The organism is Paenibacillus sp. PL2-23 (assembly GCF_040834005.1).
GTDB lineage: Bacteria > Bacillota > Bacilli > Paenibacillales > Paenibacillaceae > Pristimantibacillus.
Window position 1 is genome coordinate 3,988,620 of record NZ_CP162129.1, and the last position, 22,476, is coordinate 4,011,095.

Sequence of the window (22,476 nt, forward strand, 5' to 3'; positions counted from 1 at the left end):
TCAAACAAAAAGGTCCCTCCTCCCCGAAGGGACGGAAGAACCGTGGTACCACCCTAATTCGAACCGCTTGAACAATAACGCGTTCACGGTTCCTTAAGTCCCGGTAACGGCGGGAACCGCCACTCCCTAACGCTGTTGCGCCTCAGGAGCATGCTCCGGAGTGAATTCAGCAGCTGAACCTTAGCAAGAACGCTCTCAATCCGCGGCGCTCTCTCCCTGTGCCATTCAATCTGCTTACTGCTCTCCATCGTAGCTTGTAGCCATATGTCCAAAATATTCATTACTATTATATGCAATGATGCCCAAGGATGCAATACAAGCAAGCTCTGCTACGAATCAATCCGCATCAACATCTCTTCCAGCAAGCGGATCCGCGCGAAGGATGCGCGCAGCAGCCCCATGCCGATCTCTGGATAGAGACGAATCAGCCTCGACACATCGTCGCCCGACAGCTTCAGCACCTTCGCGTCCCCAAGCAGCGATTGCGCCGTCACAGTTGACGGCGTCCCGTCGAGGGCGGAGGTAACGCCGCATACATCGCCCGGGCCCAGCACGCCGATTGTGCCCTCCCAGCCGGCCGCGGACACACTGGTCAGCTCTATATTGCCGTCCACGATCACATACATGGCGGAATGGGACTCTCCTCTGCGAAGCAGCGTTTCTTCGTCGGACACGGTCTCTTCAATGGCCACATTAGCGATAAGGCCCAGCTCCTCCAGAGACAAATCTCCAAAATAAGGCACCTGCTTCAGAAACACGACCTTGTTCAATCGACTCATCATAAGCCCTTCGCTTGTCATGCCGCCACCTCCACTATTATCATTCAGAGCGGCTGCGGCCATCTCGCGCCACCATTCATCGTTGCCTCGCTTCGCCCCCTCCAATATCGAGGCGGCGTTCTCGGCGATCACACTTCCCGCTTCCGGAGCGCGCAGCTCCATCAAGGCGGCCATCGCCTGCGACAGCCTCCGCTCGCCAAACCCTTCCGCGAGCACCTCCTGCGCGTTGCTTCTCGTCTCCTCGTCGTCCGACTCCAGTGCCGTGCGGATATGCGACACCGCAGCCTCGTCCCCTAGACGGGACAGCACGCTCCACAGGCCGACGAACAAAAACTTGCGCGCCTCCTGCCACCGCATCGCTGCCAGCACCGCCAGATCATCCCGGCCTATCGCGCGCAGCGAGCCGGAATAGGCCGCCGCATGCTGGAGCTCCGCCAATCGGCCTACGCCCCGCTCCGCAAGCGTCCCGCGCACCTCGTCCTCGTCCATCAGCGCCGACAGGGCGCGGACCGCCGCTCCCCAATGCTTGGGAGATGCCGCAGGAAGGCTCTCCAGCAACGGCTCGACGGAGGCAGGCCCGATCGCGATGAAGGCTTGCACGGAAGCAGCCAGCATCTCCTCGTCCATAAACGGCAGGCTGTCGATCAGAATCGGCGCCAGCTCCGCGTGACCAAGCTTGCCGAGGCTCTCGGCTGCCGCGACTCGCGCCGCGGGATGCATATCGCCAAGCATGTTCAGCAGCTGCGGAATATAAGCATCCAGCTTCAGCTCCGCTACCGCGCGGCACATATAGACGGCGGCTTCGCCCCCGGCGGTTAGAATCCGTTCAATCACCTCGGCGCAAGCCTCGTAGCTCTGCGCGCGATTGAAGGAGTACATCGCCTTGACCGATTCCGCGACAACGCCGGGATGGCGGTCAAGCAGCTTTTGCCGCAAGAAGAAAAACGCCTGCTCCTCCATATGCTTCATTCTGGCGATCGCTTTGACCCCTTCGATACGCAGCTCATCGTCGGGGTCCTCCAGAAAGCTCGCGATTTTGACCAGCGCCTGCAGGTCGGCTTGCTCCAGATTCATCGCCCGAAGCGCTTCAATCCGAATGCGATAATGATCATCGTTCAGCAGAGGCAGCAGCTCCGGCAGATCCTTGGGGTTCTGAAGACGGCCGATAATTTGCAGCGCGATTTCCTTGGCGGACGCCAGCGGGTGCTTCAGCAGCTTCTTCACCTCCGCCAAAGCCTCGCTGCTCCGGCTGATCTCCTCTACGGACTCCGCCATGTCCGCCGCGCTCATCGTGCTAACGCTGCGCACCAGCTCGCGCATGTACAGCCTTCGTCCATACCAGGCCAGCAACAGCAGGAGCACGGCGCCAATGAGGCCGACTATCGACAACATCGTCCATGATACGCCTAACCCGGCATGCATAAATTGCAGGGCCGCGCCTATCAGTATGCCCGCGGAGGCCGCAATGCCCTGCGCCGCATAGCGGTAGCTGTCGCGCTGCGCAAGCGGCAGCGTCTTGAAGAACAATTGATAGGAAGGCTCTGCCGTATAGTAGAGCAGCAGATAGAGCAGCATGTAGCCAAGCGAGATGACCGGCAGCGCCGCTGCGCTGTCAATGAACAAGGCCGCTCCCCCAAAAGACAGCACATAGATCGCCGATATCACCGTCAGCATATGGCTGGCCCCCAGCTTCGCCATCAGCTTGCCGGAGATGAGCTGCAGCAGAAACGCCAGGATGAACAGCACCGTTGTAACCAGGCCGAAATACCGGCTGAACTGCTGCTCGCTGCCGGTGCTTTCCCTGGCTACATTCAGAAACTCGTATTCCATGAGGAAATAGAGCCCCGGCATAAACGTCATCAGCAGAATGACCGTCAGCAGAAACGGCGATCTGAGCGCTTGCTTGAACACCGCTCCGGCGGATATCGTCTCCTCCTGCGCGTTATCCCCGCCTGAGGCCGCAAGCTTTAACGATAACGGCACCAGGTAGGTGGCAATCACCCTGCGGTAGTTCGGCCACGCGATCAGAAGCAGAGCCAGTCCTGCCGCATAGATCGCTTCAGGTCCCCATACAAGACTGATCAACTGCGCGAGCAGACCGGCCGCCACGCCGCCAAGCGTCGCCGCTCCGACGAACAACGGCATCAGGCGCTTCGCCTGCTGCGTCGGACATAGATCAACGGCAAGGCTCCACAGCAATATCGTCTGCTGCCGAACAACAAAGCTGGAAGCGATGAACAGCACGGGATAGAACCACCGCGCGTCTGCTTTCAGCATAGCGAGAACGATCAGCAGCGCGGTGCATGCCGCGACGATGCCGAGCAGCATGCCGAACATGACGCGCATCAGCTTCGGCTTCGGCAGCTTGGCGGCGAGCCACGCCAGCAGCCATGCCTCCAGCGGCAGAATAACTGCCTCCGCCGCGTAGACATAGGGCAAATATTCGCTTCCGAACCGTTGGTTAAACAACGTCATGAAGCTGTTGTAATTGAGCATCTCCGCGATGCCGCATACAAAAAAAACAGGCGCCATCAGGAAGAGCTTGCGCTGATCCTCCATTCGGGCACCAACTAAACGTAACAAGGCATTCATCAATGTGATTAAACCAGCTTACGATAATAGATCAACCGGTCTTCTCCTTCATAATAATAGTCGGGGCATCTGCCGATCAGGGTAAAGCCGTTCCGCAGGAACATGCGCTGGATCGTCGCGTACTCCGGCAGATCACATGTGTAGGTGACAATATACCTGGCTCGGACGTCGGCCAAATAACGATACATTTGATCCAGAAAACCCGCCGCGACCCCAACCTTGCGGTAATCCTGATGCACCACAAGATAATCCCAGTTGTACCCGCCCGTCTGCTGCTCATTCTCGGCTATGACATTAATGCCGATGATGGCATGCTCATCGTTCCGGGCATACCAGATGATGCAATCGCCGGCGAGCGCCCGGACGGGGAGCTCGCGGAAGTGCTTGAGCTCCCCTGGCGTATACCTGGTATCGTCGAAGGAGCGGTCCGACAGCATAAACGCGGACACCTCCTCCGCTTCCTGGCGAGTCGACAATCGCTGGATCTGAAATTGCGTAACCAGCATGCGCCCATCCCCCTTCTCTCCGTTACACGGCAAGCGTTCCATTCCAGCCCTCCGAGGAACCTCTCTGATAATATTCATCGCACAAGTAGAAATAGAGCTTTGCCGCCTTATCGAAACGATTGATCTTGATCACCTCAATGAAGGTCTCCCTGGCGTCGAAGAAGCGTCCCTCCTGGCACAGCTGAATGCCTCGCTCAAACATCGCCTTGGTCCGGTCCTTCAGCTGGCGCTCCTTGTCGGTATCGCCTTCGTACACGTCGATGAGCTCCAGCGATTGCTCTTTGTCACCGAAGCCGATTCTCCCTAGATATCGATGGCGAATCCGCTCAGGCGTGCGAAGCTGGTCAAAAAACGATTTGGTGACGAGAATGGATGCCCCCACCGTCTCGGACAGCCGCTCCAGCGCTGCGGTCACATTGACATCGTCTGAGATGACATTGCCCTCCATACGCTGCTCCTCGCCCACGATACCCAGCATCAGCGGGCCTTTGTGAAGCGCGATGCCCAGCTCGACGGGCGCATAGCCGGAAGCTCTCAGACTGTCATTGTAGCTGATCAGCTCCCTGCGGATGCCAATTGCGGCGCGAATGGCGTCATCCGCTCTTCGCGGGAACAAGGCCATGAACCCGGCGCCCAAATATTTGGAGATGAGTCCCTCTTCCGTCCGGACGTAAGGGCTGAATCGCTTCAGGAAGCCGTTCATAAAGTCAAAGTTCTGCTTCGGCGACAGCTGCTTGGACAGCTGGTTGAACGAGCGGATATTGGACACCATGACGGACATATTGCCCTGCACCTGATCGCCCAGATGCACTTCAGTGATGCCTTTTTTGCCGAGATACTTGAAGATTTGCTGCGGCACGAACCGATGCGACGCCTCGCTGAAGGTTGTAATATCCTGAATGTACGTTCGGATGTGCTTAGCCATCAGGTTAAACTGCTCGCCTAAATCTCCGACCTCATCCTGTGAACGGATGTGTACGCGAACATCCCAATTGCCGCTCGCCATCTCCATCACGCTTCGGCGAAGCTTGCGCAAGGAATGAAGCAGCCAGTAGGTCACGCCCAGCACCAGAGCCAGAATAACGAGACTGATCAGCCCGATATTGCGGAGGATGCTGCTGTATATCGTTTGATTGGATTGGTAGAGCACATTCAGATCCCGTCCGGTCTCGTATACGCCAACAACCTTGCCTTCGGAATCGTAGATTGGACCAATCGCGTATACCCATTTGCCAGTGGCGTCCTCCCAGCGGTCCGAATACACTTCGCCGTGCTCCGTTACCCGCACGCTTCCTTCATTAGGCGGGAAAGGCTTGAACATATTGACGCCATCATCATCATCCATCAATATGTAAATTTGGCCATTCTCGTATTTGTACAGCGTGCTGTACAAGCCCTTTCGTATGGAGGGATCCTCATTCTCATACAGGAAATTCATCTTGGCTTGAATAGCCTGATAATCCTCGTTCATATAATCGGCGGGAGACTCCAGTCTCTTCAGCTGATCGCCGTCTATCAGCGCCTCCCCGGTACGCGCGAGCAGCGTAAGCTGCCTCTGCATCTCATCCTCCATTCGCGAGGAGAAGCTGTCATAGATGAAGTTGGACAGCATGAACATAGAGATGACCAGAATCGGGACAATCGCAACTATTTGTTTGAAAAATAACGATATCCGCCTGTTCAGCACATGCACATAGATCAGGCGAAGCATAACGGCCGCCGCCCCAACGAAGAGCGCCGCCGCCGACCATACCAGCCAGCCCATCCGGTATTGGGATGAGCCGTAGGTCAGCTTACTCGCAACGCGGATGCCTTCGCCGTGCTCGCTTACGATCCTGTCGTCGAGCACATAATGAATGCCGCCGTCGGGGCCAAGCGACACATCCATAAGCTCCAAATATTCAGCGCCTCCCGACTGCACCGACAGCTCTTCCTCCGACAACTCCGTCCTCAGCTCGCTGTAGCCCTCCGCCTTGAAGCTGACCACCTCGTTGACGAGTCGATCAATGAAATAGAGTCGACCGTCATGCAGGCTCAGCGCTTCGGGGAAGTTCCGATTCGTCCGCTCCATGCCCTCCAGCGGATAAGCCTTTTCGCTGGTGCCGTCCTGCAGGACGCGATAGATGGAGCCTCTTTTGGTAGAATAATAGATTTGGCCCGGCTCATAACCCGTAATTTCCGACAAGTAGCGATTGTCAGGCAGCGTGAACCGATAGAGCTCCTCCGGCTGGCCTCCGCTCAACGGAATTCTGTACAGGCCCACGCTGGACTGTTCGTCTATATAGAAGTAAGCATGCTCTCCGTTCGCCTGGACCCCTCTCATCTGGCCCACTCGCAGCTTGCTTCCATTCCCTTGGAAGGCATAGAGGAGAGCCCCTTCTCGATCGCCCGAAGCATAACGATAGAGCCGCTCTTCCAGAACGTAGAGTCCGTAATCGTCCAGCACGGTATCCAGAGCGACAACCGAGCCGTCAGGCGCCGCAGCTACATCCGTAAAGCCATGGCTGCTTCCAGCCTCGGCGGGCGCTTGCCACCGGTTGATCTCCACGCTGCCCTCGTCGAACTGCAGGAGCTCACCCCTGGAGTCAGCGATCGCGAACAGCCCTCCATCACCGTTGGCCGCCGCCTTGGACAAATAGCTAAGCGCACGCTCCTTCTCGTAGGGCGGAGTGGACAGCGCCTCCTTATTGGCATAGTCAAACCATCCCAGCAGGACGGAGACGGCCAGAAGGAGCAATACTAACGGGAACTTTCGCATGAACACCATCGCTTTCCGGATTGCTTAAATTTTCTATTTCTATAGTACTACATGTTCGTGCCGATTAGCACCCTTTCTCTTACAATTTTCATCGAAAATAGCCTGAATTTGCAGGTTTTTGTTGAAGCCTCGAAGATGCGTATAGTACTATTAATAATAGTAAATATAACTAGACTTGGGAGAGGCGGATATAGAAGCCTGCTCACGGAAAGGATCGTTATGGGACAACTTGTATGCGGCGGGGCTTCCATGCAGTGCTCGTTCGGCGTTGCGCCAAGCACCTTGAACGTGCTGCCGGCGAATGCCGTCATGACCTCGCTTCCGATTGCCAATATTATGGACAATAAGCCTATGGTCAATATTTTGCCCTTCGGCATGTGCAACTCCATGGCCAACCCCGTTGTTGCAGCCGCTACCGCAGCCAAGCTTGGCGTGTTCACGCCACAGCCCTGCATTCCACTCACAGTAGCGCCATGGGCGCCGGGCTCTCCAACTGTGCTTGTCGGGAACATGCCTGCATTGAACAATTCCTCCAAGTGCATGTGCAACTGGGGCGGCGTCATCAGCATTGTGAGCCCAGGTCAAGTAACGATACAGGTGCCTTAAGATGATCGAACAACTGCTCAAGCCTATTTTCAAGCCTATCCAGCGAATGATCATCAGGCCGATCAAACGCGCCAAGACGCTGCCGAAGCGGCTGCTTGCCATGCTGCGAAAGTTTCTGGTCAGCGCCATCTTCAGTCCGCTCCGATCGCTTGACAACTATGTTCGGCTCGGCTCCTACTATATTGCGAAGAAGCTGATCGCGCTCGTTGTCGTGCTGACGCTCATCATCGTTTATTTCGGCTTCATTAATCCCCCCTCCTTTATCGACAAGCTGTTTGGACGAACACCTCAGCTCGCGGCGTCCGCAGCGGCGGCAAGCGGCTTTACCGGCATCGCAGATGTACGAAATCCAGATGGCAGCCTACTCTACGAGGGCGATATGGCGGACGGCCAATATTCGGGCCAAGGCAAGCTGTATTATCCCAGCGGCAAGCTGAAGTACAAGGGTGCTTTCGATACTGGCTTAATGGCTGGCTCCGGGGAGCTGTGGAATGAGGAAGGCCTTCTGGTGTATCGCGGAGAATTTGCGAACGATGCTTACAACGGCGCGGGTATTCTGTTCCATTCCGACGGCGTCTCGAAGAAGTACGAGGGCGCGTTCCTCGCTGGCCAATTCGAAGGAGCGGGCATGTTGTATGACGAGAATGGCAACATCCTTTATGCCGGGACCTTCGCTCAGGGGCTGTATGAAGGTCAAGGCAAGCTGTCGGACAGCGCCGGCAAGCCGGTCTACGAGGGGATGTTCATCACTGGCGTCTATGAGGGCTCCGGCAAACTGTACCATTCTGACGGGAGCGTCAGCTATGAAGGCGGCTTCGCCTCAGGGAAGAGATCCGGCACAGGCAAAGAGCTGTATCCCAACGGCTTCATTCGGTACGAGGGCAGCTTCCTGCTGGATCGCTATCATGGCGCCGGGTCCTTGTTCACCGAAGACGGCAAGCTGACTTACGCGGGCTCCTTCCTGAGCGGTGCGAAGAGCGGAATGGGCGAAGATTATACAGCCTCCGGCTCCGTTCGATATGCGGGGCAATTCGAGAATGGCGCATACAGCGGCATCGGCACCCTTCATGATGCCGACGGAGCGACGGCTTACAGGGGATTTTTCCGTGATGGGGCGGTCTATGCGGAAGGGTTCATCAATCTCTCACTGGCCAAGCTTCAGGAGACGCTGGGCGCTGCTGATCCCCCTGCCGTACAGGCGGAGCCGGTCATGCCAGCACCCGTCGCGCCAGAAGCAGAAGCGCCGCTTGAAGGTGACCCTGCGGCTGAGGCGTCAGAGGTATCCGAAGTATCCGAGGCGACGAATAACGCTGCCTCCACATCGAACGAAGCGAACAGCCAGGAAGCAGCGAACAGCAACAAATCCGAGGTCCAGACCTTGTCTGACTCGCCGGCCGTTACGGATCCAGGCTCAGCCTTGGACTCGGGAGATGCCAGCGCGGCAAGTGACAGTGCAGCACCGCCAAGCTCAGCTGCCGGCCAGCCTGCTAACGGGCTGAACCAGGACACGGTTGATGCTGTGGAAGAGCTGCCTGCTGACTCGTCCATAACGCCAGCCACGTTGGCAATGACCTACAGCTCGCTCCAATTGTCGTTCAGCCTGACCGTTGACCCTGACAATCCGGAGACCTACAACGTCGATAAGCTTGCAACCTGGAATTCCGTTGTCATGGAGCAGACGTACAAGCGGCTGACCGACGCCAAGACCGTGTTCGTCACCGAAAAGCTCGATAACGGCAGAACCAAGATCATGTTCAAGGTCGGCAGCACACTCCTCACCTTCCTCTTCAACAAGGACCAGCCCGTTCGTCTGGAGATGAGCCTTGTACAGGAGGAGCTGACTTCGGTAAGGTAGGGGCTAATATATGATCTTGATTTACTGGAAGCAGTTGCTATAATACTCTTTAACGTCATTGAACGGGACAGTACATCGTCTAACATGCGTTGCCAAGCGAGCCGGGGTGGTGAGAGCCGGTCGACGCAGACGATCGAAGAGGACCCGGGAGATGGCCTTCCGATGGGCTTGATTGCCCCTAGGAAGGTCCGATTCGGCCACGTTAAGGCTATGATAAGATCCGGCTCCTATTTGAACCGGATAACGAGAGTGGTACCACGGGCAAATCCCCGTCTCTAGCTGAGACGGGGATTTTTTGTGCATATAAACCGAATTGAGGAGGACTCAATATGAAACAAGACTTGTTAACTGAATGCCTGGCTCTCCATCTTCCACTTCCAAAGGGTGAGATCGCAGCTCTATTGGAGCATCCCCCTAACGATAGCATGGGTGATGTGGCTTTGCCTTGTTTTGTCCTGGCAAAGAAGTTAAAGATAAGCCCTGGTGACATTGCGAAGCAACTGGCCGAGCAACTGGTCCATCCCGGCTTCATTGCAGAGGCGGCCGGCCCTTATTTGAATTTCAAGCTTAACCGTCAGTTATTCGGAGAAGCACTTCTAACGAGTTCAATAGGCGATGACAGCTTCTGGCGGCCGAATATTGGTAAAGGAACAAGGGTCATCCTTGACATGTCGTCTCCGAACATCGCCAAGCCGTTTGGTATCGGGCATTTACGCTCGACGATGATCGGGAATGCGATAAGCCGCATTCTTCAGGAGACAGGCTTCGATACAGTTAACGTTAATCATCTGGGGGATTGGGGCACGCAATTCGGCAAAATGATTACTGCATATGTCAAGTGGGGCGACCCCGTCGCCATGGCTCAAAGCAACAACATTACCAAGGATTATTTGGCCCTGTACGTGAAATTCCATGAGGAGGCCGAACATCATCCGGAGCTGGAGTTGGAAGCGAGAGAATGGTTCCGCAAGCTTGAAAACGGGGACTCGCAAGCTTTACAGCTTTGGAAGGAGATGATCGGCGAGAGCCTGAAGCAGTTCGATAAGCTTTACAAACGACTTGGCGTCACGTTTGACCATGTACTGGGAGAAAGCTTCTACAATGACAAGATGGGGGCTGTTATTGAGGAGCTGCGTAAGCTGGAACTGCTGGAGGAGAGTGAAGGTGCGTTAGTAGTCCGACTGGATGAAGCCGACATGCCCCCGTGCTTGCTCGTCAAATCGGACGGCACCTCCATATATGCCACGCGGGATTTGGCAACTGCGATCTACCGCCGTAAGCAGATGAACGGAGATTTACTGCTGTACGTCGTAGGAGGCGAGCAGTCCCTTCATTTCCAACAGGTGTTCCGCGTGCTGGAGAAAATGGACGACTCGTGGCAGGGTCGCTGCCAGCACATTCCTTTCGGGCTGATGAGGATGGATGGGCAGAAAATGTCCACGCGCCGAGGCAAGGTCATGTTCCTAGAGGAAGTGCTGAATGAAGCGATAAGTCAGGCGAAAAAAATTATTGAAGCCAAAAACCCATCGCTTGCGAATAAGGAAGCTGTTGCAGAAGAGGTCGGCATTGGAGCTGTTGTATTCGGCGATCTGAAAAACACTCGTACATTGGACGTCGACTTTTCCCTCAAGGATATTCTCCAATTTGATGGCGAGACTGGACCCTATCTGCAGTACACGCATGCAAGAACCTGCAGCATACTTCGCAAGGCGGACGGGGCGGATCAAACGGAGGAATTAAACTTTTCCCTAGCGGAACATGATCATGTGTGGCCGCTACTAAAGTTAATTTCGAACTACCCTCAACGACTTCAGCAAGCAGCAGGGCGTTACGAACCGTCCATCATGGCGCGTTACCTGCTGGAGCTCGCACAGGCTTTTAATCGTTTCTACCATCATGTGAAGGTGCTGGACGGCAGCGCTCCCGAGCAAGCGTTCAAGCTGCGACTGGTACGCGCATCGTCTGAAGCCATTCGAAAGGGACTTTCGCTGCTAGGCATCAGCGCACCGGAAGAGCTGTAGAACCTATAAGTCATTTCCCGCAATGCTGCCTGTCTAGTTTAGACTTAGCCAGCGATGCGGGGAATGATTTTTGTGATTAGAATGTTAGAATAGGTCAACTACCATCCCATACGCTCTCGTAATGATTGTATTTGTGCAATATGATGACGTGCATGCCATGAATACCTTTGAACAGCTACATCTAAACTCATGTTACCGTGCGTAGGACTTTCTACCTTCCTTTTAAAATCACTTGGATTTAGTTGGATAAGCAGAGCCACAAATCTGCTATGGAGGGCTTCCAAAAGCAATATGGATGTTTCGATTGATAGGCATTCATTTCATCATCGGCTAAGTGATGAACAATTTGTTGCAAACTCCAACCTGCGTGTCGGTAAGGCGTTTTCAATTGTTCAATCTTCAAACCTTCAATCGCTTGACGAAGTTTAATGGGCATTTCAGCAATTGAATAAATAAACTGTTTACGTTGTACTTCAGTAGGTTCCTCAATCGCTGTGAATTCTCCAATTGGATAACGCATCGCATCCATTCCAACTCTCTCCTTTGTTCAAGAAATTCAAAAAAAAGCCTTGTAAAAATGTGCAACAAGCCGTTGGTTTTGAACGTTGGTATTAAAAAGCAAAAGGAGACACGATTCCAATGAAAAGCTGCCTTATTGCTATGCTCACCCTGCTTCTTTTAACCGCATGCTCAGAGGTCATAACCACTCGCTCCTATTCACCTGCCGCAGCAAGCCCGACAGCCGTAATTGAATATTCCAATTCCATATCAGCCCCTGATTCCAACATCTCCAACAATGTGGAGGATTGGACAGTCAGTCCCCTGTTTGAGTCAGGCTCCTATACCATGATTGGTGAAGAAGGCAAGCTTGGCTTCATCTATGATGACGGAGCAGCCAACCGCTTCTACGCAAATCAAACACAAAAATATATGTGGCATTTTTGGGGGACTTCCGAGAGCCTTAGCGGTTCATTAACTGTTGAGGGGACCCACAAAGAAACCGGCGAAACCATCACCGTTTTATATTCCAATGCGATTGGGGGGGCCCATAATGGAGCGGATGCTCATTTACCTTCGTTGATGTCATTGCCTTCTCCGGGACTTTGGCGACTAGACGCTTATATAGGGGACAATTTTTTTGGCCGTATTGTTGTTGAGGTAGTTAATATGGAAGCAGCCTCTTAGCAATAGAGCCAGACTGAGAGGTGTCCCCTCGCCTGCGGCGGTAAGGAAAGCTTATTCTTATTTTCCTTCCTGAAATCTCTTTTTTTTCATAATCGTAAGCGTCATTGATCTCTTTAGTGATATTGTTCTGCCCGACATAAAACCTGATTTTCGGTTCATTCACGGTAGTTGCATTGGAATGATAGGTTCTGTGCATGATATCGAAGCTAATGTTGCCTACAACAAACTTTTGATCGTATTTATCTTCTAAAAATTTCTTGAAATCTCCCTTTAATGTATAGTACTTGAGGGGATTTCCAAAAGTGAAAAAAATAAAAAAACATAAGATAAGAATGAGTGAACTGGACCCTATAACCTTTTTTGTCTTATCCATCATAATTCCCCTTTCCATTTAAATGGGATTTGAATAATTTCATCAAAGGGGTGCAGGAGGGGCTATATGTCTAACGTCTATCTGGCTGTATTGGGTTTCTTAACTTCCTTCATCACGGTTGTCCTTTTTCTGATTCTATGTATCCGTATAATAATTTCTTTAGTTAAAAAAAGCGCTTTTCCAAAAAAATTATTGATTGCAACGTTGTTAGGCGTTGTATTGACATCCTCAACCTCCTTATATAAATCGCTGTTCTTTACATTTGATCATTTGGATCGTGAATATGCCCAAAGAGGGCCGGGACCTCTAGCCTCCCCTGCTGAACAATATTCGGCTAGTGCATACTTTGAGTATTATGGCGGAGCAGCAGGCGGTGTAAATGTATGGGTCGAAGTCGTTAACAACAGTGAGAAGGATAAACCGCGGATCGTTTATTACAGCGATGCAAAAAGTGTATTTTCTATGGAGTGGGTAGATGAGGATACGCTGTCCATTATAAATCACAATCCATATAATCCTGATTCAAATAGAAGTACTCAATTAAAAATTGGTACAGAGATTTATGACGAACGTGGTTTGGCTTGTAAAAGCTTATTATTAAAAGACGAATATGAAACTTGCTATCACGATTGACCGTAATGGGTGCGAAAGTCTATCAGCGTAAACCTTCTGGAGGTGTTCAGTGAAATGGAGAAAAAGTACAATCCCTATGACGATCATACGCTTCATATTACTCAGCCAAACGACGTCCCTATGAATCCTTCCGACAGACAAGGCTTTAACGATGTCATCAAACATTATGACACTGTGAATGGATTCCAATATCCGAAGCAATTAGATCAAACGCCACGCCCGCTTAGGCAATTGATTAAATGGTTTATTATATTTAATGTCTCCGCCTTTGTGGGCTTTATGATTTATGACCTTTTCAAGCTATTGTAGTAAAAGCGCCCGCCCACCTCTGTAAATAATAGACGTTCCTGGCACAACTATTTACTCCAAAACCACGCTCCGAGCATATTTAGACGTAAGCGTCTGGACTCCCGCTCAGCTGATCGGCCTTTGAGATGTCCACCGACCATACTGCAGGATGTGAAGCGTCTGTTCGAGAAGAGCGGTAGACGCATGCGGATGAATTTCAATCGTAACGACATCCGTAAAGATGAAGGGAATGGTACGAGAGATGGTTCATTCTCATGAATTTTCTTCAGCCAGTAGTAATAGCTTTTCACGCTGACTTCGTGATCGGCACACCAACGAACAACGGTCTGGCCACTGGAACGGCAATCACGAATGAGCTCCGTCCACTGCTGAAGTCGGTAGCGATTCCTCATCTCTAAAGTTTGCAATTGGACAAGTTGCAAGTCTAAGCTCCATAAAGCGTAAAATCCGATTCTAGACGCGCCTACAACCACAAGTTAATGATTGAGAGCTATCTTGCTAATTTCAATTATCCTACGGCAAGCAAAGTCCTCCTTGTTATCCCCAAATCTATCAAACTGGTTTGCATATTATGAAGTATTAATAGAGCCTTGGTGAACAAGATGCCTAGGGTCTTTATTTTAGGCTCTTTTGGCACATCTTGTTGCTATCGAGCTTCAGTCCAACCATAAGTTTTTTTCTTATATGACAACAAAAAAAGACCAGTTCGAAGACTAGTCCATTTCTTGTACTTTTTATATTCATTACCTCGTAGTTGCAACTTCGCGACGGGCGTTAATCATTTCCTTCCGAGCGGCGGCTTTCCGAAGTTGTGCATTGTGTTGCTTGCGTTCGTTTGCCATATGAGCCTTCATTCCAGCTTTCGCTTCCTTATGGGCTTGTGCAAATAACATGGCTCATTCCTCCTTTAATTACTACGATAACTTCCGCGGCAATTACCTTACCTCTACACTAGTAGATTACCATATTTTTCTCTAAATGAATAGAGTTCGGCGTTTATTGCTTCTTTCGCTTATCTCTCGCCTTCTGAAGTTGAGCCTCATGTTCAATCCGCTCACGCTCCTTATGCCCTTTCATTCCTTTTTTTGCTTCCTCGTGCGCTTTTTGAAACAATAATGGCTTAGGTCGTTTAGACTTGTCCATCTCCTGCACCTCCGATAGAAAAACCTTTCTACCATTCTATTGCAGAATATAGCCAATATTCCTACCGTACATAGAATTCAGTATACTTTGTCCAATCATAGACTTCGCTCTCTTCCATCCCAGGGAGGAACTCTTCAATTACCATAAATGATTCCCTTACCAGCCGGTGGGATTTGATAATGTCTTCTCTTGGGACATGACGCTCCATTTTCTCTGCACGGACCGCCTCACGCTCAATAGCAACTTCCAATGGCGCGTGTACGATGATGGCAATAGTTGCATACCCCTCTTCCTTAATACTACCCACAAGTCCCTCGTACCAATCAGCATCCTTCATCGTTGCATCGAATACGATGTGCATCCGGGCGTCCAATGCTAATCGAAGCGCGAACATAGCAATGTCTCCACTTTCTTTATGAACCAAATCAGCCGCCGTCTGAACATTCTCCTTTTTCAAGTCTTTATATTCGGGGATGAATTCTTTGATGTCATCACAGTCAATAACAGCAATTCCTCCATGAGGAGCGTAAGTCTTGATGTACTTTTTCCGAACTGTAGACTTTCCCACTGCGGTTCCTCCGCCCATGAATATAATTTCCGGAGCCTCTTGGCTCTTTTTCCCTCTGAGCAGTTTGGCTGCAATTTTTCTATGAAGAGCTTGCCGCATCTCTGTGTATTGACCCCGATTATCGACATTCAATTCCTTCGTTGACCTTTGCGTCACAGCATCCACTCCTGGTGTTGTTTACATTAGTAGAATGATTAATTAGAATCTTATGTTGGAATATGTTTCTACTATACCATCTTCTTTTTTTACGCTGTTTTTGTAAATACTTTTGCTATTGGTATAAGAAAAAACCTCTTTTGATTTAAATAGCCTCTCGGCATTCGCCCAGGCAGGTGGGACAAGGGTTTCCCTTTACCACCAACTTGCTCTCCTCCTACTTCGTAGGGGGAGTTTTTCATTTAATTCCTTTTTGCGATATGGGAAATATTCTAGGAATATTTGGTCCGATGCGAAGCGTCTGTTCGAGTAGTGCGGTAGACGCATGCGGATGGATTTCAATCGTAATGGCATCCGTACGCAGGATGATCGCCGCTTGTTCGTGTCTTGCTTCGGAACGAGGGCCGTTCGTTCGCAAAGATGAAGGGACCGGTACGAGAGTTGGTTCATTCGAGGTGGAGCAAGCAGGAAGGAATTCGATAGCAGCTTCACGGATTTTCTTAAGCCAGTAGCAATAGCTTTTCACTCTGACTTCGTGATCGGTACACCAACGAGCCACGGTCTGACCACTTGAACGGCAATCACGAATGTTCTCAGTCCACTGCTGGAGTCGATAGCGATTCCTCATCTCTAAAGTTTGCAATTAGACACTCTTCCATTAGAGTTTTTCGAGTAGAGTCGAAAAACTCCAACGACTACTCTAACGGAATTGTCTCAAAATCTAGACTGTGTTGGAATACACCTTCTTTTTTGACGCTTACATTTAGACGCTCCAGACACAGCCACACGCCGTGACACTAACGGACAGACGACAAACAGCGGCAGATCCGGACGTCCTCTCTCGTCCGATACTGCCGCTGTTCCTACAGGAGCTATACAGCCTGCCCGTCTACTATTCCGATGAAGGCGCGGCCTCGAAGAGTCCGCCCTCGTAGTCGTCATCGGCTGCAGCCATCTGCGGGGCGGTGCCCAGGCTTTTGAACGCCCACCAGCGGACTGCGATGACGGAGGCGGATGACTCGCCGTCGTCCCGCAGCTTCATGCCGATCCGGAACGTGCCCTTCTCCGGGTAGACAATGGTGCCCAGCGTCACGTTCGGAATATCCGGCTCGAACTCCGTCCCTGTGAAGACGTCGATTTGACCGTAGTATACCTTCTTTTTCGTGCCCGTTCCGGCGGAAGCGCCAGATTCGTCAGCCTCCTCCAGACCAACAACGATTGACACCTGTCCCTCGCCAAGACCATGCGAAATTTCGTCGGACACATAATTTTTTTTGCCGCGGGAGAAGAAGAAGCCTCCCGACTTCCCGATGGACTCCAGCGCGACCTCCATCGTTCCCGTCGCAATCTCGTCATACAAATGCTGCGGTTTCGGAATACCCAGCTTGAAATCGAATTCGTTGCGCTCAGGGTGATACTTCACATCCAGCGTCGGCTTCGCGTCGTATTCCAGATCATGCGCCTCCGAGGATGCGTAGAACTGCTGGGAGGACCCTTGGCCGCCATTTCGGAACAACCGCTGCAGCAGAGAAGTGTTTTCGATATATTCATCGAATGGCATCCGGTCGACCTTCTCGATCATATACGTCGGCCCCATCTGGAGCAGACTGATCTTGGCCAGACAAATGCTCTGATCCGCCGAGCCCTCCACGGCCTGCTCCAGGCTGCGGTTATGCCAGTCCTCGAGAATTCGCTCGGCAACCGGCACCTCCACCACTTCAATCTTATGCTTCGCGCTATAATCAATTGGAATCGCCGTGTCCCCAATGACCAGCTTAGCGTCACGGGCCGGTATGCCTAGCTCGGCATAACCGCCGGCTGCAAGCGGCGCCTTCAGCTGATAGGTCAGCTCGTATTCCGTATCCTGCGAATTTCCTGGCTCCGCGAAGGAGACCGTCTCGTCGGTATCGCCAACAAAGGTGAAGCCTTTCGTGTCGATGCTGTAATCAAAAGCGATGCGAGGCGTCTGCAGCGTCTTCTCTACAACAAGCTTCACATCCACAACCTCGCCGGGATTAACGTATTTGGGCATACGCTGGGTAATTCGAACATTGTCATTTTCAAAGATGGTGACGACGCTTTCCATAAGCCGAACAAATTCGAAGGACGAAGGCGCAGGCGCCTTTTCGTTCACGAACAGCCGGTACGACTCCAGCATCCGGTTGTATTCGCTGACCTCGTCCGAACGCACCGACGAATTGCCTACAGAGTGCACGGGCTCTTTGCCCTTTTCATCGTATGCGACGCAAAGGTATACATTTTTTTTGTATTCATTGTTGGTGAACCCTTCAATCATGGACAGCTTCATCGTCACCGGCGCAGGTATCACGATCTCTCGGCCGATGTAATCAATGGCGACACCCATCTCCACCGATACCGTCTTATCGTCAACCGCAACAACCGACATGCCAGACAAGACGCCGCTGCCATACAGAAGACGATTCAGAAGCCTTCTTTTATCATTAAAATATTTTTGCTCGGATTCGAAATCCCGGACTGTCAACAGCTTGCCGTAAAAATAACGGTTTCTCTCGAACGGGTAAAGCCTCGATTTTTTCACAACTACCACCCCTAATCTCGTAATGGAGCAAGCGTTGCTCCTTAACCATCTTCGGTATGCTGCCCGGCTACTCCAGCTCGGAATCCAGCTCCAGGCGCGTATGGACGTCCATACGCTTCTCCATGCCTATATCGACGATCAGCGTATCATTCGGCATGCTTCGATCCAGACTGAGCGTCAGAACCGACGGCTCCGTCAATACGGTGTTAATGCCCAGATACGTGTGCAGGTCCAAATACATCCAAGGCTGCAGCTGGACCAGCCTCGCTTCCGTATAGGCAGGCTTCTGCTCCTCCAGCAGCTCCTCGATCACCACTCGCTGCTTCTCGGTCGTCGCTTGCTCCGGCCGAAGCAGCACGGTGAAGGAATAAGGATTGTCGCCGTACAGCTGCTCCATCAGCGTTCGGAGCTCCGCGTTGTCACGCATGTCCTTCGTCTGAAATTGCTCAACAATCAGCGGCTCCATCCCCGTATAGGTTTCGATGGTTCGATGCAGCCCCCGCTTCGTGCCACGATAGGTGTACAACTCATGCGCCGCGTCGATGAAAGCCCGAATTTGCCCGTCCGTCCACGAATCGTCCGCCGACAGTCCAAGCCATGTCGCCAGCCACCTGAGATGCTCGCCCTCGGCACGGTGCGGATCGATAAATCGGGACAAGTCGCCGATCTCCGTCTCCAGCTCGGAGAATAATGTACCGAACATGGCAAGATAACGCTCCAGGAAGTCCCTGCTTTCTTCATCCTCCTTGAATACCGCCGGCAAGTAGTCCAGATACGTTTCTCTTGGAAAATAAAGCCTGAGCTTCTCCGCAAAGGGACTATGCCGCTCCGTGCCTATCCACTCCATCATGAGCCATAGATAACGGCCCTTGGCGCCTATGAACAAAGCATCCTTCGGGTTCAGCATGGGCGGGGACCAGAAATTCGTTAATCCGGCAAGCTTCCGCTTCAGCGGAATGCTTTCGTCCTCGATCCAATCATTTATGCTTCGATAGCTTCCTTCGATGACCGCATGCTCGTGATCGCTGCAGTGGAAGGAGATGCGAAGCTGCGTGCCTTCAGGCATGAACCCATCCAGCGTCAGCTTGTGCCACACCGTGCCGATCTCAGCGCTGTCGAAAGCGCGAGACAGCCATATGCCTTCCGGCATGCCCGTCTCCTGCATTCGAACGGTTTGCGGCTGAAGATTCAGCAGAGTAATCGTCCCCCGGTCGCTGCTCAGAATGTAGAGGCGATCGGCTTCATCCGCGAGGAGCTGATCGCAGCCGCCCCTGTAGCTTGTAATTTCGCCGGCTGGCTGCCCATCACGGTCCAGCATGAGGATGAATCGGTCATCTTCTCCATCGGGATCCAGCTCGGTGGCATCGCCCAAATAGAGAGCTCCCGCACTGTCCAGGCATAGCCCGGCGTAGGGCTTGGCCGGCAAGCCTTCCGTCTGATGCGCTTCTCCCGTTTCCGGCAGCACAATGAGCCGTGCAAATATGGAATCGAACAGGTATAGACCTCGCGCTTCCGACACAGCCAGGAAGTAGGTTCGGTTCAGATGCCTCAGCTTCACTCGGACTGGCTGACGCAATAGTGGATGCCGGATGACGCGAGACAGCATGCCTCCCGCCGTGAACTCAAGCACGGCGAGACTGCCTCCTTCCGGAATGACAGCATCGCCGTCCGCCGACTCCGTTGCAAGAGGCGTAAGCACATACACGGATCTATCGTCAGCCGCAATGGCAAGCGGATGGAAGGGCAAGCCTTCCACCGTCTCTCCTTGCCTGGACCACATCGTCTGTCCGTTCTCGGCATGGAAGGCCGACAATGAGCCGCTGGGGTCTGCGGCGTACAGAATGGACTCCGAAGCAGACAACCGAGCACCTTCACCGAACATGCCGTGCCCCTGCGGGAACATCCTCTTGTAGTCCCCGCTCCGCCAATCGTAGCGCCATAGATCGGCTCTGTCGTCCAGGAGATAGATGCGTTCGCGTCCGGCGATTGCCATCTCCTTCACTGACGAAATGCCCTCTAGCTGGCCAAGCCGAAGCGTTGCCGCAATGCCGTACCTGCGTTCTCGCCGAATGCCGAAGCCACCAGGCTCCGAGGTAAGATTGTAGGCTGCTCCCTTGCTCCATCCCCTCTCGCCGAAGATGGAGAAATAAGTTTGTTGATCGCTCAGGCGGATACCTCCTTTCTCATTACGGAATGGCGATGCCCTTACAGCCTTGTTTTGCTCATTAACTCTATCTCATGCTTGCCCGAGTAGACCAGCCCGTGGGGCGGCAGCTGAATATCGCCACCAGCGGTTTTCCGGGCTTCCAGACCGTCCGCGTTCAGCCACAAATCCTGAACGAACACCACTCCGTTCGCTTTGGTAAGCGTGTTGTAGATGTCTCCCTTGTACACGGTCCTGCCGAACTCCCAGCCTCCGTTGCCATCGCTGATTGGACGGAGCAGCTCTCTGAGCAGCTGGACAAGCTTATCGCTTTCGTCAGCGAATTGAGGCTCAACGACAATGACCGCATGCACCGTAATCTCAACGTAGGCAGGACCTATCACATGAAGCTCTGTCCCGATGAGCCTGCGAGAATCCAGATGCGCCTTCACGGTTCGAAGAAATCCCGCGCTGGGAGCCGGCGTCTCTGTCAGGCCATGCGGCACAACCACCACCGAGATTTGTCCATGGGCTTGCTCCCTGGGATAATCCGAGAGCCCGGGCTTGTAGAGCGGAATAGCCTTGGCTCTGGCAACCTCAAGACCTGGCGTCTCCTTCGCCAGCCCCTCGTAATCCTTCTCCGTGACAGCGCGGAAAGTCCGCTTCAGCTCCAGCTGCGCTCGAACAAGCGACTGCTGCAGCGTCTCCGCTTCCGCTCCTCCCGCAGCGTAGAACTGATTGGAGACGGCAATGTGAGCCGCCGGCCCCGATCGATCCGCCCATTCCCGGATCAGCCCCGGCTTCACATTGCCTCTCTCGCCGCCGCCAAGCTCACATGCGGCCAAAGCAATGTTGCCGTCCGCGCTGGCTTCCGGTATGGCTCCCCTTTCGCCATTGCCGAATTGCACAAGCCGCTTGTCCGGGCGGTAGACATAATGCCGGTCATAGGGACCAGAGCGGTCGAAATGCTCAACCGGCGTCCAGTCCTCCCAGATAAGCGCTCCGCCCTTCTCTCGGCGGGCAACCTGCAGACCAAGAGCCGTCCGCTTCCGGCAAGGAAGCTCGAACACCTCTACCACCTGATTGGGCAGGCCAGTGCCGCTGCCCAGGGTGCTGTAGCGCTGAAAGCCTGGAACGCCGGCAATCAGTCTCACGCGGCTTCCAGACACTCCTACCCAGCCATGGGCCGCATCCAAAAGCCTAACAACAGCTCCGCCGCCGTCAGGTCGCCGTTCAACCGCAAACTGTGATGGCTCCAGCTCCTGCCAGCCCCGCTCAGCATCACCGACCTGCACCCTTATCTCTCCAATAGAGCCCAGATACGTGGCCAAGGTGAAGGTCTCTCCTTCAGCTCCTGTCGCCTCGAAATCCTCATATTCGCATAAAGTGTCCCGCTGGCAGGCCATTACCGTATGCAGCATAAGTCCGCTTATGCGCGGCGGCAGCTCAAAGCCGCCCTCCTCGACCGTACAGCTGATCCAGTATCTAGGCTTGTCAGCGGCAGGATGAACGACAACACTGCGCATTGGCGCGGCTGTCCTGAACACGATGGAGCCGCTTGACGAGAATTGCAGGGTCTCGTCCCGAAGGACCTCGATAGGCATCCACGCCGCTCTTCCCGCTTGCTCATCCCAGCAATACGCTCGCCATGCCAGCTTCGCGGAAGGGACCAGCGTCGTCAGCACTTCCTCGTCCAGCGCATCATACAGATCCCGAATGGACTCATCATGCTTCAGCAGCTTGATCGTCAGCGTCGTCGTCTCCCCGGGCTCAAGCTCTCTGTCGAATGAAATGTACAGGCGCGCGCCGCGCCGCGCATCCTTCCCGAACGGCTGGAAGGCAACGTGAAGATGATCGCTCCAGGCGGTTACGTCATTCGCCTCCAGCTCTGTCCGGCATATAATCCGGTCCAGCGAGAGCGGACGCAGACTAATCGTTGATAACGTCTCGAACGTTTGGTCCTCCGCTAGCAGCTTAGTGCCCTTTGGTATGCTGACGGGCTCCGTCACGCCTGAGAATTGAACAAGCGTACGTGCGGATTCCGTGTCTCGCGGAGTGACGCCGAGCAGATCCAGAAACTTGCGCTTGTTGCGATCAGGCACGCGGCTGATGAAGTACCGCTGCATTTCCGTAAGCCAGGCAAGCATCTCCAGCATGGTCATACCAGGATCATGCGCGTTCTCGTCTGTCCACTCAGGCATACGCTTCGGAATCAGCTTGCGGGATTGCTGGACAATCTCCGCATAGGTACGATCGTCAAGAGGCAGCTTAGGCAGCATAATGTCCCTC

General features: G+C 53.1%; 19 protein-coding genes and 1 other annotated feature. Of the genes, 7 read left to right on the forward strand and 12 right to left on the reverse strand.

Going from position 1 to position 22,476, the window contains the following annotated elements:
- Positions 1 to 329: 329 nt before the first annotated feature.
- From AB1S56_RS17480 to AB1S56_RS17490, 3 genes are read right to left on the reverse strand one after another with little or no spacing between them, the layout of a single operon-like run.
- Positions 330 to 3,371, reverse strand: coding sequence for a HEAT repeat domain-containing protein (locus tag AB1S56_RS17480; RefSeq protein WP_367903372.1), 3,042 nt, complete (start codon positions 3,369 to 3,371; stop codon positions 330 to 332).
- Between the two features lie 8 nt (positions 3,372 to 3,379).
- On the reverse strand, positions 3,380 to 3,919 hold the full coding sequence (locus tag AB1S56_RS17485; protein ID WP_367903479.1) for a GNAT family N-acetyltransferase: 540 nt from the start codon (positions 3,917 to 3,919) through the stop codon (positions 3,380 to 3,382).
- A complete protein-coding gene (locus tag AB1S56_RS17490) occupies positions 3,900 to 6,635 on the reverse strand; it encodes an adenylate/guanylate cyclase domain-containing protein (RefSeq protein ID WP_340868226.1) in 2,736 nt (911 codons plus the stop codon). Before AB1S56_RS17490 ends, AB1S56_RS17485 begins: the two co-directional genes overlap by 20 nt.
- A 219-nt stretch (positions 6,636 to 6,854) precedes the next feature.
- On the opposite strand from AB1S56_RS17490, the gene AB1S56_RS17495 reads away from it, so the two are divergent.
- From AB1S56_RS17495 to argS, 3 genes are all read left to right on the forward strand, one after another.
- A complete protein-coding gene (locus tag AB1S56_RS17495; RefSeq protein WP_340868228.1) occupies positions 6,855 to 7,241 on the forward strand; it encodes a DUF4280 domain-containing protein in 387 nt (128 codons plus the stop codon).
- Between the two features lies 1 nt (position 7,242).
- Entirely contained in the window at positions 7,243 to 9,096 is a 1,854-nt protein-coding gene (locus AB1S56_RS17500) for a hypothetical protein (protein WP_340868230.1), read from the forward strand.
- Positions 9,097 to 9,145: 49 nt separating this feature from the next.
- Positions 9,146 to 9,376: a binding site (T-box leader), on the forward strand.
- Positions 9,377 to 9,425: 49 nt separating this feature from the next.
- Positions 9,426 to 11,117, forward strand: coding sequence for an arginine--tRNA ligase (gene argS / locus AB1S56_RS17505; RefSeq protein WP_340868231.1), 1,692 nt, complete (start codon positions 9,426 to 9,428; stop codon positions 11,115 to 11,117).
- A gap of 98 nt (positions 11,118 to 11,215) precedes the next feature.
- Here argS and AB1S56_RS17510 read toward each other — a convergent pair whose 3' ends face one another.
- Positions 11,216 to 11,377 carry a hypothetical protein gene (locus AB1S56_RS17510; protein WP_340868232.1) on the reverse strand — a complete coding sequence of 54 codons (162 nt, stop codon included), beginning with the start codon at positions 11,375 to 11,377 and terminating at the stop codon, positions 11,216 to 11,218.
- Positions 11,356 to 11,646 (reverse strand): hypothetical protein, encoded by a 291-nt coding sequence (locus AB1S56_RS17515; RefSeq protein ID WP_340868233.1) that lies wholly within the window; start codon positions 11,644 to 11,646, stop codon positions 11,356 to 11,358. Before AB1S56_RS17515 ends, AB1S56_RS17510 begins: the two co-directional genes overlap by 22 nt.
- Before the next feature lie 110 nt (positions 11,647 to 11,756).
- Here AB1S56_RS17515 and AB1S56_RS17520 point away from each other — a divergent pair, with 110 nt between their 5' ends.
- Entirely contained in the window at positions 11,757 to 12,302 is a 546-nt protein-coding gene (locus tag AB1S56_RS17520) for a hypothetical protein (protein WP_340868234.1), read from the forward strand.
- Here the strand turns inward: AB1S56_RS17520 and AB1S56_RS17525 are convergent.
- Complete coding sequence (locus tag AB1S56_RS17525) at positions 12,280 to 12,678, reverse strand: hypothetical protein (RefSeq protein WP_340868235.1); 399 nt, start codon at positions 12,676 to 12,678, stop codon at positions 12,280 to 12,282. The genes AB1S56_RS17520 and AB1S56_RS17525 overlap by 23 nt on opposite strands.
- Before the next feature lie 63 nt (positions 12,679 to 12,741).
- Here AB1S56_RS17525 and AB1S56_RS17530 point away from each other — a divergent pair, with 63 nt between their 5' ends.
- The 3 genes from AB1S56_RS17530 to AB1S56_RS17540 all read left to right on the forward strand — a co-directional run bounded on the left by AB1S56_RS17530 (position 12,742) and on the right by AB1S56_RS17540 (position 14,015).
- A complete protein-coding gene (locus AB1S56_RS17530) occupies positions 12,742 to 13,308 on the forward strand; it encodes a DUF5412 family protein (RefSeq protein ID WP_340868236.1) in 567 nt (188 codons plus the stop codon).
- A gap of 54 nt (positions 13,309 to 13,362) precedes the next feature.
- A complete protein-coding gene (locus AB1S56_RS17535; RefSeq protein WP_340868237.1) occupies positions 13,363 to 13,617 on the forward strand; it encodes a hypothetical protein in 255 nt (84 codons plus the stop codon).
- A 254-nt stretch (positions 13,618 to 13,871) separates the two neighbouring features.
- Positions 13,872 to 14,015 carry a hypothetical protein gene (locus AB1S56_RS17540; protein WP_340868238.1) on the forward strand — a complete coding sequence of 48 codons (144 nt, stop codon included), beginning with the start codon at positions 13,872 to 13,874 and terminating at the stop codon, positions 14,013 to 14,015.
- A 345-nt stretch (positions 14,016 to 14,360) separates the two neighbouring features.
- Here the strand turns inward: AB1S56_RS17540 and AB1S56_RS17545 are convergent, their stop codons facing one another.
- The 6 genes from AB1S56_RS17545 to AB1S56_RS17570 form a co-directional block, all read right to left on the reverse strand.
- Positions 14,361 to 14,510 (reverse strand): hypothetical protein, encoded by a 150-nt coding sequence (locus tag AB1S56_RS17545; protein ID WP_340868239.1) that lies wholly within the window; start codon positions 14,508 to 14,510, stop codon positions 14,361 to 14,363.
- A 103-nt stretch (positions 14,511 to 14,613) separates the two neighbouring features.
- Positions 14,614 to 14,760: a hypothetical protein gene (locus AB1S56_RS17550; RefSeq protein ID WP_340868240.1), complete on the reverse strand. Its 147-nt coding sequence runs from the start codon at positions 14,758 to 14,760 to the stop codon at positions 14,614 to 14,616.
- 61 nt (positions 14,761 to 14,821) lie between these two features.
- Positions 14,822 to 15,484 (reverse strand): zeta toxin family protein, encoded by a 663-nt coding sequence (locus AB1S56_RS17555; RefSeq protein ID WP_340868242.1) that lies wholly within the window; start codon positions 15,482 to 15,484, stop codon positions 14,822 to 14,824.
- An 892-nt stretch (positions 15,485 to 16,376) separates the two neighbouring features.
- Positions 16,377 to 18,044 carry a hypothetical protein gene (locus AB1S56_RS17560; protein WP_340868244.1) on the reverse strand — a complete coding sequence of 556 codons (1,668 nt, stop codon included), beginning with the start codon at positions 18,042 to 18,044 and terminating at the stop codon, positions 16,377 to 16,379.
- Between the two features lie 67 nt (positions 18,045 to 18,111).
- A complete protein-coding gene (locus tag AB1S56_RS17565) occupies positions 18,112 to 20,037 on the reverse strand; it encodes a phage tail protein (RefSeq protein WP_340868521.1) in 1,926 nt (641 codons plus the stop codon).
- A 212-nt stretch (positions 20,038 to 20,249) separates the two neighbouring features.
- Entirely contained in the window at positions 20,250 to 22,466 is a 2,217-nt protein-coding gene (locus AB1S56_RS17570) for a putative baseplate assembly protein (RefSeq protein WP_340868246.1), read from the reverse strand.
- Between the last annotated feature and the right edge of the window lie 10 nt (positions 22,467 to 22,476).